We start from the raw sequence: 16,752 nt of genomic DNA, 5'->3' as shown, positions 1-16,752 counted from the left end.
GATGACGGCGGAGTTTTCGTGGCGCGCCCTACCTCGTCCTCACGATCTGCAGCAGCTCGTCGCCGTAATGCTCGAGCTTCTTGTCGCCGATCCCCGGCACGTTGCGAAGCTCGTCCAGCGTCGTCGGCCAGGCCCGGACGATGCCGTCGATCGTTGCATCGTGCAGCACCACATAGGCCGGCACGCCGCGTTCGCGCGCGACCTCTGAGCGCCAGGCGCGCAGGCGCGCGCGCAATTCAGGGTCGACGTCGCCTTGCGGCGCGCTGGCCGCGGGCGCGAGGTCGCCGCGTCGCGACTTCGTGCGGCTGGCACGAACACGCGTGCCGGGCGCCTCCTCGCGCAGCCAGACCTCGGTCTCGCCGCGCAGCACCCCGCGCGAGGACTCCGTCAGCTTCAGCGCGCCGTAGGCTTCGCTGTCGCTCTGCAAATGGCCCATTGCCACCAATTGCCGCAGCACCGTGCGCCACTGCTTCTCGTTGAGCTCGCGGCCAACGCCGAACACCGACAGCTTGTCGTGACCGAACTGCGTGACCTTCTCGGTCAGGCGTCCGATCAGCACGTCGATCAAATGCATGGCGCCAAAGCGTTGCCCGGTGCGATAGACGCAGGACAACAGCTTCTGCGCCAGCACCTTGCCGTCGCGCATCTTCGGCGGCGTCAGGCAATTGTCGCAATTGCCGCAGCTCTCGCCCATCACGATCTCGCCGAAATAAGCGAGCAGGCGCCGGCGCCGGCAATGCGGCGTCTCGGCGAGGCCGACCAGCGCGTCGAGCTTGCCGATCGAGACCCGCTTGAAATCCTCCGATCCCGCCGACTCGTCGATCATGCGGCGCTGCTGCACGATGTCGGAGAGGCCATAGGCCATCCATGCCGCCGACGGCTTGCCGTCACGGCCGGCGCGCCCGGTCTCCTGGTAATAGGCCTCGATGCTCTTGGGCAGGTCGAGATGGGCCACGAAGCGCACGTCGGGTTTGTCGATGCCCATGCCGAAGGCGATGGTCGCGACGATGACGATGCCGTCCTCGTTGAGGAAGCGGTCCTGGTTGCGCGAGCGAACGCTGCCGTCGAGCCCGGCGTGGTAGGGCAGCGCTGCAATGCCGGCCTCGGCAAGCGCAGCGGCGACCTCCTCGACACGGTTGCGCGACAGGCAATAGACCACGCCCGCATCGCCCATGTGGCGCTCGCGGATGAATTCCTTCAGCTGCGACACCGCATTGCGCTTGTCGACGATCTCGTAGCGGATGTTGGGCCGGTCGAAGCTGGAGACGAACTGCGGCGCGCCCGTCAGCTGAAGCCGGTCGACGATCTCTTTGCGCGTCAGCTCATCGGCGGTCGCGGTCAGCGCGATCCGCGGCACGTCGGGAAAGCGCTCAGCGATGACGGAAAGGCCGACATATTCAGGCCGGAAGTCGTGGCCCCATTGCGAGACGCAATGCGCCTCGTCGATCGCAAACAACGCCACCTTCGCCTGCGCCAGCAGCGACAGGCAGCGCGGCGTGACCAGCCGTTCCGGTGCGACATAGAGCAGGTCGAGATCGCCGGCGAGCAGGCGGCGTTCGATGTCGGACGCCTCCTGCGGCGTCAGCGACGAGTTCAGCGCGGCGGCATTGACGCCGGCCTCGATCAGGCCTGCGACCTGGTCGCGCATTAAGGCGATCAACGGCGAGACCACGATGCCGCAGCCTTCGCGCAGCAGGGATGGCAGCTGATAGCACAGCGATTTGCCGCCGCCGGTCGGCATCAACACCAGGCAATTGCCGCCGTCGGTGACGTGGCGGATGATCTCGCCCTGCGCGCCGCGAAATCCCGGCAGGCCGAACACCGAATGCAGCACCGACAGCGCGTCGCGGCCGTTGGTCGGCGCAGGCAGCGGGGCGTGGGACGGAGCAGACATGGGCGGAGCAGATCAGGCCGTGAGATTCGTCACAAGGCCAGTCGCATGCTGGCGTCGGCGTGGCAAGACTGTTTGCGGGGCAACGCTGCTTGTTCTCCCCCTCCCCGTTCTTACGGGGTGAGGGGCCTCTCTCCGCGCATGAGAATGCCGATGGGCCTGTACCCCCTCACCCGGATCGCAAGAGCGATCCGACCTCTCCCCGCAAGCGGGGAGAGGTGAAAAAGCTACGCCCCGATCCGCCGCAGCGCTTCTGCGACGGTCACGATCGGCATGTTGCGCTTGGCGGCGGCTTCGAGCGCGTGACGCATCAGATGCGGCGTGCAGCCATAGGGGCTCGGCCTGTCGGTGACGTCGTGGCCGTAGAAGATCAGCCAGCCGCCGCTCGCGACCGCCTCGTCGAAATAGCGATCGACCCCCGCCTTGTCGATCTCGCAATCGACCAAAGGCGAGGCGCGCAGAAATTGGAGGTCGATGATGCCGCTATTGACGCCGGGAAGAATGCCGCGCGCGGAACGGAAGGCTTTTGCCAGCTGCGGCTTGCGCCACACCGAGGCGATGCCATAGGGATAGGCGAAATTCTGCAGCGTGATCGAGGCATCGATGCCGTGGAGATGGCTGCGGTTTCGTTCGATCTCGCGCGCCATCGCGGCCTCGTCGAGCGTGGCCGAGCTCTGATGCGAGAAGGTGTGGCAGGCGATCTCGTGCCCGGCGCGGTGGAGCCGGACGATGGCGTCATCCGACAGGCCATGCCAATGCTCCGACGGCTGACCGATCAGGCTGCCGGCGAGGTAATAGGTGCCGCGGCCGCCATGTTGCTCCAGAAGCTCGGCGCCCTCGCCTGCGGCGCTATCGGGGGCGTCGTCGAACGTGAAGCTCACCATCGGCGCATGCGCAGGCAGCCGGTGCGGCGCGGCGCGGAAATGCCGGGCCAGCCGATTGATCATGCGTCCCTGGAGTGCCGACCACACGACTGCGTTTCCCGTGATGCCCTCTTGCTCTACTGAAACATTCGTGCGCAGGTCGAGGCAAGCCTAACGCCCGGGTAATCCTAACGCCGAACCAAGACCGCCTCGGCTAGCGCACCGACATCGGCGCGTCGGCGTCCGCGCCGAGATAGCGCAACCAATTGCGGAAGAGCACCGCCGCCGCCTCGCCAGCGCCGATATCGCCGCGCAGGTTCAGCGCGGGCAGCTCGTTGCTGAGCGCCGGATGGCGCTGGTGTGCCGCCTTCCTCTCGAAGCGCGCCAGCTTCTCTTCCGTTGCTGCGTCAAAATAACTCACCGGCAGGTGCGGATAGTTCTCCCGCTCGCGCGCGAGATAGCGACCGATGTCACGCAGATATTCGCGCTGGAGCGACAGCGCGTCATATTCCGGGTGGCCCTGGAAGAACACGAAGCGGCTGGCATATTGGCGAACGAAGACGTCGACGCCGGCTTCCTCCGAGCGGGTCAGCACCTGATATCCGGCCTGCACAAGGTCGCTCTCGGCGATCTCGTTCAGACGTGAATGCGAGACCTTGAGCGGCGCAGGCGCAAACCGCGTCAGTGAATCGTCCGCCACGACGTCGCAATCGAAAATGCCGTGACATTTGGCCGGCAGCCGCTGCCGTTCAATGCCGTCGAGGTGCAGCACCGCGGCATGGGCGGCAAGGCAGGACCAGATCGTCGAACGCGTGTTGGCCTTGGCCCAGTCGATCAGGTTGGTGAGGTCGCGCCAGTACGGCTCCCGGTCGAGCTCGGGCGCGATCGGCTCTGCGCCTGTTACGATCAGCCCGTCGAATTTGCCGCGCTCGAGATCGGAAAGGTTGGAATATTCGCTTTCGACATGCCACTTCGCTTCCGGCGACCGCTTCACGCTGGGAAGCGAGAAGCAGTGGAAACGGATACGGCGCGAGCCTGCTGCGGCCTGAAGCAGCTTCATGAACTGCCGCTCGGTCGCCTTCAACGCGGCATCCGGCATGTTGTTGACGAGGCCGATGGTGAGCTCGGGGCCGGCATCGCGCGCGAGCTCGTGCGCGGCCGGCACCAGCGTCGGGCCCGCGATGACCTGATCCTTGTCGATCAAGATCGTCATGGACGGCGCCGCCTACTCCGCAGCCTCGCGGCGCGCCGACGGGCAGGCCTTTTCCAGCGCCTGGTCGATATCCGCGATGATGTCGGAGACATGCTCGATGCCGATCGACAGACGGATGGTCTCCGGCAGCACGCCGGCGGCGCGCTGCTGCTCCGCCGACATCTGGCGATGGGTGGTCGACGCCGGGTGGCAGGCGAGCGATTTGGCATCGCCGATATTGACGAGGCGCGTGATCAGCTTCAGCGCGTCGTAAAACGTCTTGCCGGCCTCCATGCCGCCCTCGATGCCGAAGGTGAACAGCGAGGAGGCGTTGCCATTCAAGTATTTCTGCACCAGGGGATAATAGGGGCTGTCCGGAAAACCGGTGTAGTTGACCCAGGCCACGCGTGGATCGACGCGGAGGAATTCGGCGACCCTGCGGGCGTTCTCGACATGGCGCTCCATGCGCAGCGCCACGGTCTCGATGCCCTGGAGCAGCAGGAAGGCGTTGAACGGCGACAGCACCGAGCCCATGGTGCGCTGATAGACGCTGCGCGCGCGCTCGATATAGGCGGTCTTGCCGAAGCGCTCGGCATAGACCAGGCCGTGATAGGAGGCGTCGGGCTTGTTGTAGGCCGGGAAGCGGTCGGCGTGCTTGGCCCAGGGGAAGTTTCCGGAATCGACGATGGCGCCGCCGAGCGTAGTGCCGTGACCGCCCAAGAACTTGGTCAGGGAATGCACGGCGATGTCGGCGCCGTAGTCGAACGGCTTGAAGAGGATCGGAGTTGCGACGGTGTTGTCGACGATCAGCGGCACACCATGCGCGTGGGCAATTCTCGCCAGCGCCTCGATGTCGCAGACATTGCCGGCGGGATTACCGATGGTCTCGGCGAACACGGCGCGGGTGTTCTCGTCGATCAGCTTCTCGACCGCCTCTGGCTTGTCGCTCTCGGCGAAACGGCCGGTGATGCCCTGGCGCGGCAGGATGTGGGAGAGCAGCGTGTGCGTGGTGCCGTAGAGCTGCGGCACCGAGACGATGTTGCCGCCGTGATCGGCGACGTTGACGAAGGCGAAATGCAGCGCCGCCTGCCCGGTCGCGACCGCGAGCGCGCCGACGCCGCCTTCGAGCTGCGCGATGCGCTTCTCGAGAACCGCGCTGGTCGGATTGGCGATGCGGCTGTAGCGAAAGCCCTCGGCCTCGAGATTGAACAGGGCTGCGCCATGATCGGCGCTGTCGAAGGCGTAGGCCGCGGTCTGGTAGATCGGAACGGCCACTGCGTGCGTGGTGGCTTCAGGCTCGTAGCCGGCGTGAATAGCGATCGTCTCGTTGCGCATCGTGCCACCTCCGCGTGGGGCGGGCCGCACTTATTGGCCTAGAATGAGGCATGTGCGTTGTCCGCCGTCCCTCTGTTAGAGGCGGGTGGTAAAGCGGACAATAATTCGCCTAGAGATCGAGGAAGTAACCCTAATGCTTGCTCGCGAAATGGCTGGAAACCGGGTTAAAGCCGATTAACGAACGCACGGCGCCACCCTCGCCCACGAGGACGAGCGGCCGCCGTCAGCGCTGCGATAGCTCGCAGCGTCAGCCCATCTGCTCCCACAGCCGATGGGTGAGCGCGCCGACGCGCTTCTCGATCGCAGCTGCGGCATCGAGGGCGAGATCCTCGCGATAGCGTCCGGCAATCAGCTGCACGCCGATCGGCTTGCTGTCATGCAGCGCCACCGGCACCACCGCGCCGGGCAGGCCCAGCACGTTGATGGCGGAGATGAAGCGGATCTCGCCCCAGAATATCTCGCGCACGCGCTCTGCGCTGACGGTGTCCTCGCGCGGGCCCGGCGTCGGCTTCACCGTGGTCGGCGCCAGCACGATCGGATAGTCCTCGAAGAACAATTGCCAGGCGCGGATGTGACCGTTGCGCGCGGCGGTGGCCTGCATCCAGGCCTTGAGATCGAGCACGTTGGCCTTGGCCTTCATGCCGCTCCAGGACTTGTGAAAATCCTCGGACGTGACCTTCAGCATGGCGGCCTCCTGCATCATCACGGTCTCGTTGGTGATGATGTCGCACCAGGTCTGCCAGACCCCGTTGATGTCGGGCACTTCGACCTCGCTGACGCGATAGCCGGACCGTTCGAGATGATCGGCAGCCTGGCGCAGCGCCGCAGCGACAGACGGATCGACGTCCATGTCCTCTGGGATTTTTGCCAGCGCGACCTTGATCGGCCCCTTCGGCCGCTCGCCGACCAACGGCGCCGGTACCCACCAGGGATCGCGCGGATCGCGCCGGCTCATGACCTCCAGCGCGAGGCGGACGTCGGCGACATGGCGTGCGAGCGGCCCCTGCGCCGACATCAGATGCGCCAGCATCGGCCGCTCCGACGTCGCGCTTCCGTTGAAGGCGGGGATGCGGCCCTGCGTCGGCTTGATGGTGGCAACGCCGTTGCAATGCGCCGGCCAGCGCAGCGAGCCGCCGATGTCGTTGCCATGGGCGATGGTGCCGATGCCCGCGGCGACCGCCGAGCCCGCGCCGCCCGAGGAGCCGCCGCAGGTGATATCGGGATCCCAGGGGTTGAGCGTCAGCCCGTGCAGGGGATTGTCGGTGAAGCCGCGGAAGGAGAATTCGGGCGTGTTGGTGAGACCGATGACGATCGCGCCTGATTTCTTCAGGTTGCGCACCACGGGCGCATCCGATGGCGCGATGAGGTCCTTGTTGGCGGGCACGCCGTTGAAATTCGGCCGGCCCTGGTAGTCGACATTTTCCTTGATGGTGATGGGTACGCCGTGCAGGAGACCGAGATCGCCGCCCTTGGCGCGCTGCTTGTCCGCCGCGTGCGCCGCCTTCAGCGCCTCCTCGCCGAGATCGACGACGACCGCATTCAGCCTGGGATTGACGGCGCGCATCCGGTCCAGATGGGCCTCGACGGTCTCCACGGCGGAGATCGCGCCGGCGCGGACCGCGGCCGCGGTCTCGACCGCGGACCATTGCCAGATCGGCCCCTTGGGCCGGCGGACCGCGGCTGGCTTGCGCGGTGCCGCCTTCTTGACTGTCGTCTTCGCGGTTTTCGCAATGGCGCCCTTTCGGGCGGTGCTCGTCTTGCTCGAGGCCCTGCTTACCTGCCTTGAAGCACTTTTCTTCTTGGTCGCCGTCTTCTTCGCCACGTCGCATCTCCAAAAAATTGCGCGGCGGAGGTTATGGAGGTCACGCAACCGTGTACAGGCGCGTTTCTGCATGGCGCATTGTCGCGACGCTCTGTCGCAATTCGCAGCGTTCTGAGAGAGCTCCTACACCAACGGTGGATTGAGCCGCGCGAAACCCTCCTGGACGCGATAGGGATAGTACGGATAAGGCGGCATCACGAAGCTGACCTCATCGAGCCGCTTGATCTGGTCCGCGCTCAGCGACCAGCCAACGGCGCCGAGATTGTCGCGCAGCTGCGCTTCGTCGCGTGCCCCGATGATCACGGAGGAGACCGTGGGACGCGACAGCAGCCAGGCAATCGCGACCTGCGGCACGGTACGACCGGCCTCAGCGGCAATCGCATCCAGCACGTCAACGACGGCATGGAGGCGCGCATCGTCCACGGACGGACCGAACTGTGCGGTGGCATGCAGGCGGCTTCCTTGCGGCAGCGGCCGGCCGCGCCGGATCTTTCCGGTGAGCCGGCCCCAGCCCAGCGGGCTCCAGATCAGAGCGCCGACGCCCTGATCGCGCGCGAGCGGCATCAGCTCCCATTCATAGTCGCGCCCGAGCAGCGAGTAATAGACCTGGTGCGCGACATAGCGCGGCCAGCCATGCCGGTCCGCGATGGCGAGCGACTTCATCAGCTGCCAGCCGGCGAAATTCGAGACGCCGACATAGCGTAGCTTGCCGGCGCGCACGAGCGTATCGAGCGTGGACAGCACCTCCCCGATCGGCGTGAACGCGTCGAAGGCGTGGAGCTGAAGCAGGTCGACGTGGTCGGTGCCGAGCCGTCGTAGCGCCGCATCGACCGAAGCCAGCAGTCGCTGCCGCGACGAGCCGGCATCGAGCGGACCGTCGCCAATCGGCAGGCTCATCTTGGTCGAGATCAGCACCTTGTCGCGGCGCCCCTTGATCGCAGCACCGAGGATCTCCTCCGAGGCGCCGTTCGAATAGACATCGGCGCTGTCGAACAGATTGACGCCGGCATCGAGGCAGATGTCGACCAGCCTGCGCGCCTCCTCGATGCCGCTGCGGCCCCAAGCGGAAAACAACGGACCCTGACCGCCGAACGTGCCGGTGCCGAAGCTGAGGACGGGCACTTTGAGCCCGGAAGCGCCGAGGTTGCGGTATTCCATGATCGCTCTCCTATTCCGCCGGGCACGCCGCGACTGCGGTCGCCGTGCGATCAAGCTGGAGGCTCCACAGCGCCAGAACGAGGCCGATGGCGGTGACGCCGGCTGCGACCAGCGGCAGCGCCGAGAGGCCGAGGCCGCGGTCGATGGTGACGCCGCCGGCCCAGGCGCCGAGCGCGTTGCCGAGATTGAACGCGGCGATGTTGAGGCTGGAGGCGAGCGTCCGGCCGCTGGGACCGGCAGCCTCCAGGACGCGGAGCTGAAGCGGTGCGACGGTTGCGAAGGCGGCGACGCCGAGCAGCAGGATCAGCACGACGCTGATGATCTTGACCGACAGCAGCGCCGCAAGGCCAAGCAGCACGATGGCAAGCGCGGCCAGTGTGCCGATCAGGGCGCGCGCAAGGCCGCGATCGGCGAGCTTGCCGCCGGCGACATTGCCGATCGCAAGCCCAACGCCGAACACCAGCAGGATCGGCGACACGGCGGTCTCCGAAAAACCGGTGAAGCGCGTCAGGATCGGCTGGATATAGGTGAAGACGACGAACAGTCCGGCGAAGCCGAACACGGTCATGGCAAGACCGAGCAGCACCTGCGGACGGCCGAGCACGGCCACTTCCTCGGCAAGCGAGATCGGCTTGTCGTCGTTGCCGACATGGCCCGGCACGAGCGCAGCGACGACCGCGAATGCGATCAGGCCGATGACAGTCACCGCCCAGAACGCTGCGCGCCAGCCGAGCATCAGGCCGAACCAGGCGCCGAAGGGCACGCCCAGCAGCGTCGCGACCGTCAGGCCGATGAACATGGTGGAGATCGCAGACGCACGCTTGTCCTCAGCGACGAGGCTGGTGGCCACCACCGAGCCCACGCCGAAGAACGTGCCGTGCGCGAGCGAGGTCAGCACGCGCGCGGCCATCAGCAATTCGTAAGTGGGCGCGAGCGCGCAAGCCGCATTGCCAAGCGTGAAGATGGCCATCAGCGCCAGCAGCACGGTTTTCCGCGGCATCCGCCGCGTCGCCAGCGTCAGCACCGGCGCGCCGACGAACACGCCGAGCGCATAGCCTGATATCAGCAGACCCGCGACCGGCACCGAGACGTGCACGTCGGCGGCGACCTGCAGCAGCAGGCCCATGATGATGAATTCGGTGGTGCCGATGCCGAAGGCACCGGCGGTGAGCGCGAGGACGGCGGGAGGCATGCGTTGCTCCAAGGGATGAGACGAGCCACGCAGATAGCGGCGCTGCCGCCAAACCATTAGAATGTCCGCAATCCAATCATTTGTGACATGAATTCAACATGGCCCGTTTCGACACCAACCGCTCGGCCGAGATGGAGGTCTTCGTCCGCGTCGTGGACCTCGGCGGCTTCACCCAGGCCGCGCGAAAGCTGCGCCTGACGCCATCGGGCGTCAGCAAGCTGATCTCGCGTCTGGAGGCGCGCCTCGGCGCACGGCTCGTCAACCGCACGACGCGCAAGCTGACGATGACGGCGGAAGGCCAGGCCTTCTACGAGCGCTCGTTGCGCATTCTCGCCGAGATGGAGGAGGCCGAACGCGAGGCGGCCTCAGGCGCGGCACCGCGCGGCCGCCTCACGGTCAATTGCAACATTCCCTTCGGCATGCTGCATGTGATGCCGTTGATCCCGCGCTTTCTGAAGCAGCATCCCGACGTCACGCTCGATCTCGTGCTGACCGATACGGTGATCGACCTGATGCAGGAGCGCGCCGATGTCGCCATCCGCGTCGGTCCGCTGCGCGCCTCGCGTCTGGTCGCGCGAAAGCTCGGCACCAGCCGCATGGTCGTGGTCGGCGCGCCGGATTATCTCGCCCGTTGCGGCACGCCGAAGATTCCGGCCGATCTCGCCGACCACCGCGGCATCGGCTGGACCTTTCCGCGCAGCATCCGCGGCTGGCCGTTCAGGCGTGGCGACCACGCCGAGGAGGCCCTGCCCCCGCCCGTCGCACGCGCCAGCGACGGCGAAGCCGCCCGCCGCCTCTGCCTCGGCGGCGCCGGTCTCGCGCGCCTCGCGCTCTTCCACATCGGCCCCGATATCGAATCCGGCCGCCTCGTCCCGGTGCTGCAAGGCTACAATCCCGGCGACCGCGAAGACATCCACGCCGTCTATGTTGGCCACACCGCGCCACTCCCGGCACGCGTGCGCGCGTTCATCGATTTCCTCGCCGAGCACGTGCGCGTGAGCGACCCCGCATTGAAGCGGGCCGCGGATGGGAAGTGGAAGCTGGTGGGGTGAGGCGCGATGGCGGAGCGAGCGTCAGCCAATCCAGATTGGCGATCATGTTCCGTGTGGCTGGACCGTTGAGGACACGCCGCCGGAGCTTGCGCGAGGGCGCGGAAATCGCGAAAATCCCGGCTGTTTCAGAACTCGCCAGGGGAATTCCACACACATGCAGTTCGATGACGTCATCCTCGGTCGCCGGAGCATCCGCGGCTACAAGCCGGATCCGGTGCCCAAGGAGCTGATTGCGGAAATCATTGGATTGGCGATGCGCGCTCCGTCGTCGATGAACACCCAGCCCTGGAATTTCTATGTCATCACCGGCGAACCACTTGATCGGATCCGCGCCGGCAATACCGAACGGATGCTGGCGGGCATCCCGCAGTCGCGCGAGTTCCGCACGGGCCAGGCCTTTGCAAGCAAGCACCGCGACAGGCAGGTCGGCGTCGCCAAGCAATTATTCTCCGCAATGGGAATCGAGCGCGACAACATGGAGAAGCGCCAGGACTGGGTCCTGCGCGGCTTCCGTCAGTTCGAAGCGCCCGTCTGCGTGATCATCACCTATGACCGCGTGCTCGACGGTAGCGACGATACGCCCTTCGACTGCGGCGCCGTGGCGACCGCCCTGGTCAATGCCGCGTGGTCCCGCGGGCTCGGCGCCGTGATCAACAGCCAGGGCATCATGCAATCCCCCGTGGTGCGCGAGCACGCAGGGATCGCCGACGATCAGGTCATCATGAAAAGCATCGCGCTGGGCTGGCCGGATGAAACTTTTCCGGCGAATGCCGTGGTGTCGGAGCGGAAGTCCGTCGAGGAAGCGACGGTGTTCGTCGGGTTCGAGACGTAGCGGCGCGGGCCGGAAGGGCTGGAGGCACAGCAGTGATCCGCGCCATGGTCCGACGTGTCCTTGTGCTGGCGGCGGCTTTTGCCGCCGCCTTGACGCCGGTCATGTGTCTTGGCGAAAGCAGCAAGCCGTTGCCGGCGAAGGCGACGCGGGAACTACCTGATGAGCTGCTCTCGCTGCTCGAGCAGAAAAGGATGCCGAAGTATTCACCTATCCTCGTGCGTCTTTTCAAGGAGGAGGCCGAGCTCGAGGTCTGGAAACAGGACACGACCGGCCGTTTCCAGATCCTCAAGACCTATCCGATCTGCCGGTGGTCGGGCGATCTCGGGCCGAAATTGCACGAGGGCGACCGACAAGCTCCGGAAGGGTTCTATACGATTACACCTGAGTTGATGAACCCCAACTCCAACTTCTATCTTTCGATCAACCTCGGCTTCCCCAACACGTTCGACAAGGCGCACAAGCGCAATGGCAGCTTCCTCATGATCCACGGCGACTGCTGGTCGAGCGGTTGCTATGCCATGACCGACGAACAGATCGGCGAAATCTATGCGCTGGCGCGCGACACATTCCTCGGCGGCCGCCCGTCGTTCCAGGTCCAGGCCTATCCGTTCCGCCTGACACCGGCAAATCTGGCGCGGCATCGAAACAGTCCCAACCTCGCGTTCTGGAAAATGCTCAAGGTCGGCAACGATCATTTCGAGACGACGCGAATCGAACCGAAGGTGGATGTGTGCGACCGCCGCTACGTCTTCGATGCGCAAGGTCCACCGAATTCGCCGTCGCCTCCAGTGTTCAACCCTACCGAAAAATGTCCCCCCTTCGCCGTCAATCCGGACATCGCGCGGCGGGCCCTGGAGAAGAGGCGCGCCGACGAGCTCGAATACGCGCGATTGCTTGAAGATGATTTGCCGGCCGCCCCGATATACAGCGGACTGGACGGAGGAATGAACAAGGTGTTCCTCACACGATTTCCGGGCAGAGTGACGCTTGCGAAAGTCATGCCGTATGCATCCTACCTGCCGCAATTGCCACCGATCCCCTGGATCGACAGGGATGGCTCGTTGACGAGCAGATGGTTTGGCAGCTTGTTGGACCAGCCGCCGGAATGAAATCCAACGCGTATCGGCTTCCCGTCAGGTCGGTGCTGAACGCTCGTGCGGCGTCCGCGATGGATCATCAGCCGACGGTGGCTGGCATCGACATTCCGTCCCAGCGAATGCGGTGGCGTCGGAGCCGAGATCTATCGAGAAAGCTACGGTGTTTGTCGGATCTGGGTTTGGATGGGTCTCCCGTAAGATCATGGGGTAACGCGGATGACGTCGAAAAGGCCCTTTGACGGCTTCGACTTCGAAGGCTTCTGGGACGACTGTCCGTATTCCCTGGAGAACTATGTCGAGCCTCCGCCAAGCGACGAGCTGATCGCCTCCATTGAAGAGGAGATGGGCGGGTATCGGCTGCCGGCCGCCTATGTCGATCTCGCACGCCGCCACAATGGCGGAATGGTCAAGCGCAACTGCCACCCGATGAAGGAGCGTACAGGCTGGGCGGAGGACCACGTGGCAATCGAGGGCCTCTACGCCATCGGCCGCACGTCCAAATATTCACTCGGCGGTGAGCTCGGCGCCAAGTTCATGATCGAGGAATGGGGCTACCCGCCGATTGGCATCGGCATCGCCGACACGCCGGCCGGAGGCCACGAGCTGATTATGCTGGACTACCGGACCTGCGGAAAGCGCGGCGAGCCGCAGGTCGTGTACGTCGACCAAGAGGCTGACTACAGCATCGCCGTCATCGCGCCGGACTTCGAGACCTTCATTCGAGGCTTGGTCGAGGAGTCCGAGTACGACACCGCTGATGAGGATCGGGCTGCTGCGATCGCAACCGTCGAGCAGGGAACGTTATCGCCGATCGTGGTGCGAGCTTTGGCCGCCGTCGGCGACCGTCTGCCGCACGGCGAGCGAATGTTGCGCACCTTGGCCCGGCAGATCGTGGACGAGAAAGGCTTCTTTGCCCTGCACGACGACGAGCGCTCGCATCTGATGTATGGGCTGATGTTCTGGCTCTATTCGAGCCTTTGTACCGCCAAGTCCTTCGAGGCTTTCGTGGGCCGTCCCGAGACCGGCACCTCCTACGACTCGCCCTGTTACGAGCTGATGATTGCTTTCGACCTCGTCGCCGAACCTTACGGCTTCAACACGCGCGGGTACGCCGAGGGCTTTGTGAGGGACTGGTGGGACGCGTGCGTCGCCCGCGGCGACATCGTCAAGATGGCGGAAGGCTACCGTCTGGCCCCCAAGGCCGAGGCGGCCCTGCTCGGCCGCTTGGCGACGTTTGCTGGCGCGCCAGGCAAGTAAGCCGGCGCGATTGATTCGAGCCGGTGGCGGAGGGAGAGAAACCGAGTTCTAACATTCTCCAGTCGACTAAACCACGCCCGCCTCGGAAACTGAAGAAGTTTCAACAACTTAGATTTTGGCATCGAAGGGCACTTACCGCTTAACTGCCTGGGCCATGCGAACGGGCCGACGGCGCGAATTCCGGACACCGCCCAGTTCTGTTGTGGACACGTCCCCTTCTAGGGCGAGCAGACAAGATCGCGCTGCTCGCCGACGGCGGCTTTTGACTCGAAGCGGGACAACCGTCTTCGGCTCCGATGTGCTAGTATGAAAAATCCGGTCAAAGGCTCCCTGGCTCCCATGAAACGGCGCGAGTTCATCACGCTGATTGCCGGCGCTGCGGCATCGCCGCTCGGGGCCCACGCGCAGCAGCGGGCTGGCCGGCGCCACCGCGTTGCGCAACTGGGACCTATACCACCCAGCTTCTTCGATGAGCTGGACAGAGTCGGCTTTGTCAAAGGCAGCAACCTCGAGATCGACAGTCGTGGCGAAAGCGCGGCCGCCGTATCTTATGTCAGTATGGCCGTTGAACTGGCCAAGGCCAGTCCAGATGTGTTGGTGGTGGTTGGGGCCGAAGCAGGGCGTGCAGCACAGAAAGCCACGCAGCGCATTCCAATCGTGGTGATCGCGGACGACTTGGTCGGCAGCGAGCTTGTCGCCTCGATGCCGCGTCCCGAAGGTAACACTACTGGTGTCGCCATCTTTGCGTTCCAGCTCGATGCCAAGCGCTTGGAGTTGCTACATGAAGCACTGCCGGGTACCCGGCGAATAGCTGCTCTCGCCGACCGCGTGCCGATACCAAACATGGATGCTCTTAAAAGCGCGGCCAAGAGGCTCGGCGTCGAGATCGTTCCGTTTGCCGCTCGATCAGAGGAAGATCTCATCCGGGTAATTGACGCCATGAAGATCGAAGAGGTTGAGGCCGTTAACCTGCTGGCCTCGCCGATCCTGGCATCGAAATTCCAGCACCTGATCCGCGATAGGCTAGCCCTCCGTCGTCTCCCCGCCATTCTGCAATGGCCCGAACAGGCGGAAGAAGGTGGACTGATGGCATACGGTCCTCGCCTCAGCGCGGTCTTCGAGCAATGCGCGCGTCAAGTCGCAAGACTATTGCGAGGCGCACATATTGCCGACGTACCTGTTGAGCAGCCGACAAAGTTCGAATTGGTCATCAATCTCAAGACAGCTAAAATGCTAGGTCTCGAAATTCCGCCGATACTACTCTCTCGTGCCGACAGCACCATCGAGTGAGTGTAGAATTCTGCTTCTGGCCCATCTGCGAAGTTGCGCCTCCGCGGTCGGAAGTCCGCTCGTTGAGCCAGAGCGGACCAGATTTGCTCAACCTGAGTTCTTCGCGTTTGACCCACAACGGACATCCGGCTTGGGATCTGCTACATTGTCTCAGTGCAGCCCTGGCATTGGGAGGGACACATGCGACGACGCGATTTCATTGCGTTTGTTGGTGCAGCATCCATGCTGCCTGCTGGCGCACACGGGCAATCCAGTAAAGTGCGTCGGATGGCGATATTGCATCCATCGCACCCCGTAACAGAGCTGAACGAACTTAGCCGCTTTCGTTACTACCGGGAGTTCTTCAGGGAACTTCGCCGTCTCGGTTATGTCGAAGGGAGCAATCTATTCATCGAACGCTTCTCCGGAGAAGGTCGCGTTGATGGCTATCCTAAGCTCGCTAGCGATGCCGCAGCTCGTAATCCAGACGTTGTTTTTGCGATTAGTGTTTCTCTGGTCCTTGCCATGAAGCACGCAACGTCAATAGTCCCCGTTGTTGCCATGACCAGCGACCCCGTGGGTCACGGTATTGCAGCCAGCATCGCTCGGCCGGGCGGAAACATCACTGGCGTTACCGTAGATCCCGGCTTAGAGCTTTGGGCAAAACGCATCGAGCTTCTGAGGGAGATTGCTCCTAAGATATCAAAACTCGGTATTTTGGCTACAAGAGCAAATCCGGAGGCAGCCGCAATACGGGACGCGGCCGATAAGGCCGGAATCACCGTTGTGGGCCCCTCTTATGTGGATACTGGGAGTGAGGAAGAATACCGAAGTCTCTTTGCGACAATGTCGCTGATAGGTACCGATGCTCTTTTCGTCGACGGTAGTCCGGAGCACATTACAAAGCGACAACTAATCGTCGATTTGGCAGGGAAGTCCCGATTACCGACCATTTACCCGTTTCGTTCGTTTGTCGAAGCCGGCGGGCTGGTAGCTTATGGGATAGATCTGGTTGAGATTTTTCGCCGTGCCGCCGGTGCCATTGATCAGATTCTCAAGGGCTCGAAGCCAGCTGACATTCCGTTTTACCAGCCGACAAAGTTCGAGCTCGTCATCAATCGCGCGGCTGGAAAGGAAGTCGGAGTAGTGTTCTCTGAGCAGCTACTTGCACGGGCCGACGAAGTGATCGAATGAGGAGCGTTCACTGCAGGTATAAAGACGGCTTCTGGCCCGTGGCTGACCTCGATGCAAAGCGCCGCTATGTCCGCCGTCGAGAGGTGAGCTGACCAAGATAATGCTGGCTACCGCCGGCAGCCTTCGGACCCATAGCCGACCTGCGCCACAAGCATTTGCGACGCAGCACTTGCACCCGCTTCGCGCGGGCGACGGTCGCCCGCGGGCCAGGAGCGCGGCGATAGCGCGGACTGCCGCGCGGTGGCTGCTGGAGGAAAGACACCGCGCGACAGCGCCAGCTACCGCGCAGGCTCGATCGCAACAACCGGGGAGAGGGCCAGCGCTGTGATCGCGCGTTCGCCGCTGCTGGCAATCTGCTCATCGCGACCTCCTTGGCGCGGCGCCAAGACCGGAGCCGACAGGCCAGCTGCAGACGTCTCCTGCTGAGCGTTGGCCGGGCCCAACGTCACGAACTGGTGCGGCGTGATCGGAAAGCCCATGACTTCATACGTCGGCAGTTCCGTAGCCTTGGCTCCGACTGTTCCCATCACGAGAGCTGCGGTGGCTGCGATCGCAAATCGATTCCACATAGTGATCTCCATGTAGTAGGTGGCCCTGA

At 64.2% G+C, this 16,752-nt stretch carries 14 protein-coding genes; 6 read left to right on the top strand and 8 right to left on the bottom strand.

All coding sequences use genetic code 11. The features are described from left to right. Positions 1–28: 28 nt before the first annotated feature. The 7 genes from recQ to N2602_RS02840 form a co-directional block, all read right to left on the bottom strand. A complete protein-coding gene (recQ, locus tag N2602_RS02870; protein ID WP_172788294.1) occupies positions 29–1,894 on the bottom strand; it encodes a DNA helicase RecQ in 1,866 nt (621 codons plus the stop codon). 224 nt (positions 1,895–2,118) lie between these two features. After that, a complete protein-coding gene (locus N2602_RS02865) occupies positions 2,119–2,862 on the bottom strand; it encodes a polysaccharide deacetylase family protein (protein WP_311738869.1) in 744 nt (247 codons plus the stop codon). A gap of 106 nt (positions 2,863–2,968) precedes the next feature. Further along, entirely contained in the window at positions 2,969–3,967 is a 999-nt protein-coding gene (locus N2602_RS02860; protein ID WP_260381702.1) for a homoserine O-succinyltransferase, read from the bottom strand. Between the two features lie 12 nt (positions 3,968–3,979). Next, a complete protein-coding gene (locus tag N2602_RS02855) occupies positions 3,980–5,281 on the bottom strand; it encodes an O-acetylhomoserine aminocarboxypropyltransferase/cysteine synthase family protein (protein ID WP_212258949.1) in 1,302 nt (433 codons plus the stop codon). Positions 5,282–5,528: 247 nt separating this feature from the next. Next, a complete protein-coding gene (locus tag N2602_RS02850; protein WP_260381701.1) occupies positions 5,529–7,103 on the bottom strand; it encodes an amidase family protein in 1,575 nt (524 codons plus the stop codon). 123 nt (positions 7,104–7,226) lie between these two features. Next, positions 7,227–8,261, bottom strand: a complete 1,035-nt coding sequence (locus N2602_RS02845) for an aldo/keto reductase (RefSeq protein WP_260381700.1) — start codon at positions 8,259–8,261, stop codon at positions 7,227–7,229. 10 nt (positions 8,262–8,271) lie between these two features. Then, the gene (locus N2602_RS02840) at positions 8,272–9,453 is read right to left on the bottom strand and encodes an MFS transporter (protein ID WP_260381699.1); all 1,182 of its coding nucleotides are present in this window, start codon (positions 9,451–9,453) and stop codon (positions 8,272–8,274) included. Positions 9,454–9,551: 98 nt separating this feature from the next. Here N2602_RS02840 and N2602_RS02835 point away from each other — a divergent pair, with 98 nt between their 5' ends. From N2602_RS02835 to N2602_RS02810, 6 genes are all read left to right on the top strand, one after another. Further along, on the top strand, positions 9,552–10,505 hold the full coding sequence (locus tag N2602_RS02835; RefSeq protein ID WP_260381698.1) for a LysR family transcriptional regulator: 954 nt from the start codon (positions 9,552–9,554) through the stop codon (positions 10,503–10,505). 154 nt (positions 10,506–10,659) lie between these two features. After that, on the top strand, positions 10,660–11,337 hold the full coding sequence (locus N2602_RS02830; protein ID WP_260381697.1) for a nitroreductase: 678 nt from the start codon (positions 10,660–10,662) through the stop codon (positions 11,335–11,337). Between the two features lie 32 nt (positions 11,338–11,369). After that, a complete protein-coding gene (locus N2602_RS02825; protein WP_260381696.1) occupies positions 11,370–12,446 on the top strand; it encodes a murein L,D-transpeptidase family protein in 1,077 nt (358 codons plus the stop codon). 204 nt (positions 12,447–12,650) lie between these two features. Continuing rightward, positions 12,651–13,691: an SMI1/KNR4 family protein gene (locus N2602_RS02820; protein WP_260381695.1), complete on the top strand. Its 1,041-nt coding sequence runs from the start codon at positions 12,651–12,653 to the stop codon at positions 13,689–13,691. A gap of 306 nt (positions 13,692–13,997) precedes the next feature. Continuing rightward, positions 13,998–14,981 carry an ABC transporter substrate-binding protein gene (locus tag N2602_RS02815; RefSeq protein ID WP_260381694.1) on the top strand — a complete coding sequence of 328 codons (984 nt, stop codon included), beginning with the start codon at positions 13,998–14,000 and terminating at the stop codon, positions 14,979–14,981. A gap of 180 nt (positions 14,982–15,161) precedes the next feature. Then, complete coding sequence (locus N2602_RS02810; protein ID WP_260381693.1) at positions 15,162–16,154, top strand: ABC transporter substrate-binding protein; 993 nt, start codon at positions 15,162–15,164, stop codon at positions 16,152–16,154. A gap of 278 nt (positions 16,155–16,432) precedes the next feature. On the opposite strand, the gene N2602_RS02805 is transcribed toward N2602_RS02810, so the two are convergent. Then, positions 16,433–16,723, bottom strand: a complete 291-nt coding sequence (locus N2602_RS02805; protein WP_260381692.1) for a hypothetical protein — start codon at positions 16,721–16,723, stop codon at positions 16,433–16,435. Positions 16,724–16,752: the final 29 nt, after the last annotated feature.

The organism is Bradyrhizobium sp. NC92 (assembly GCF_025200865.1).
Lineage (GTDB): Bacteria > Pseudomonadota > Alphaproteobacteria > Rhizobiales > Xanthobacteraceae > Bradyrhizobium.
This window is presented reverse-complemented; position numbering and strand designations above follow the sequence as displayed.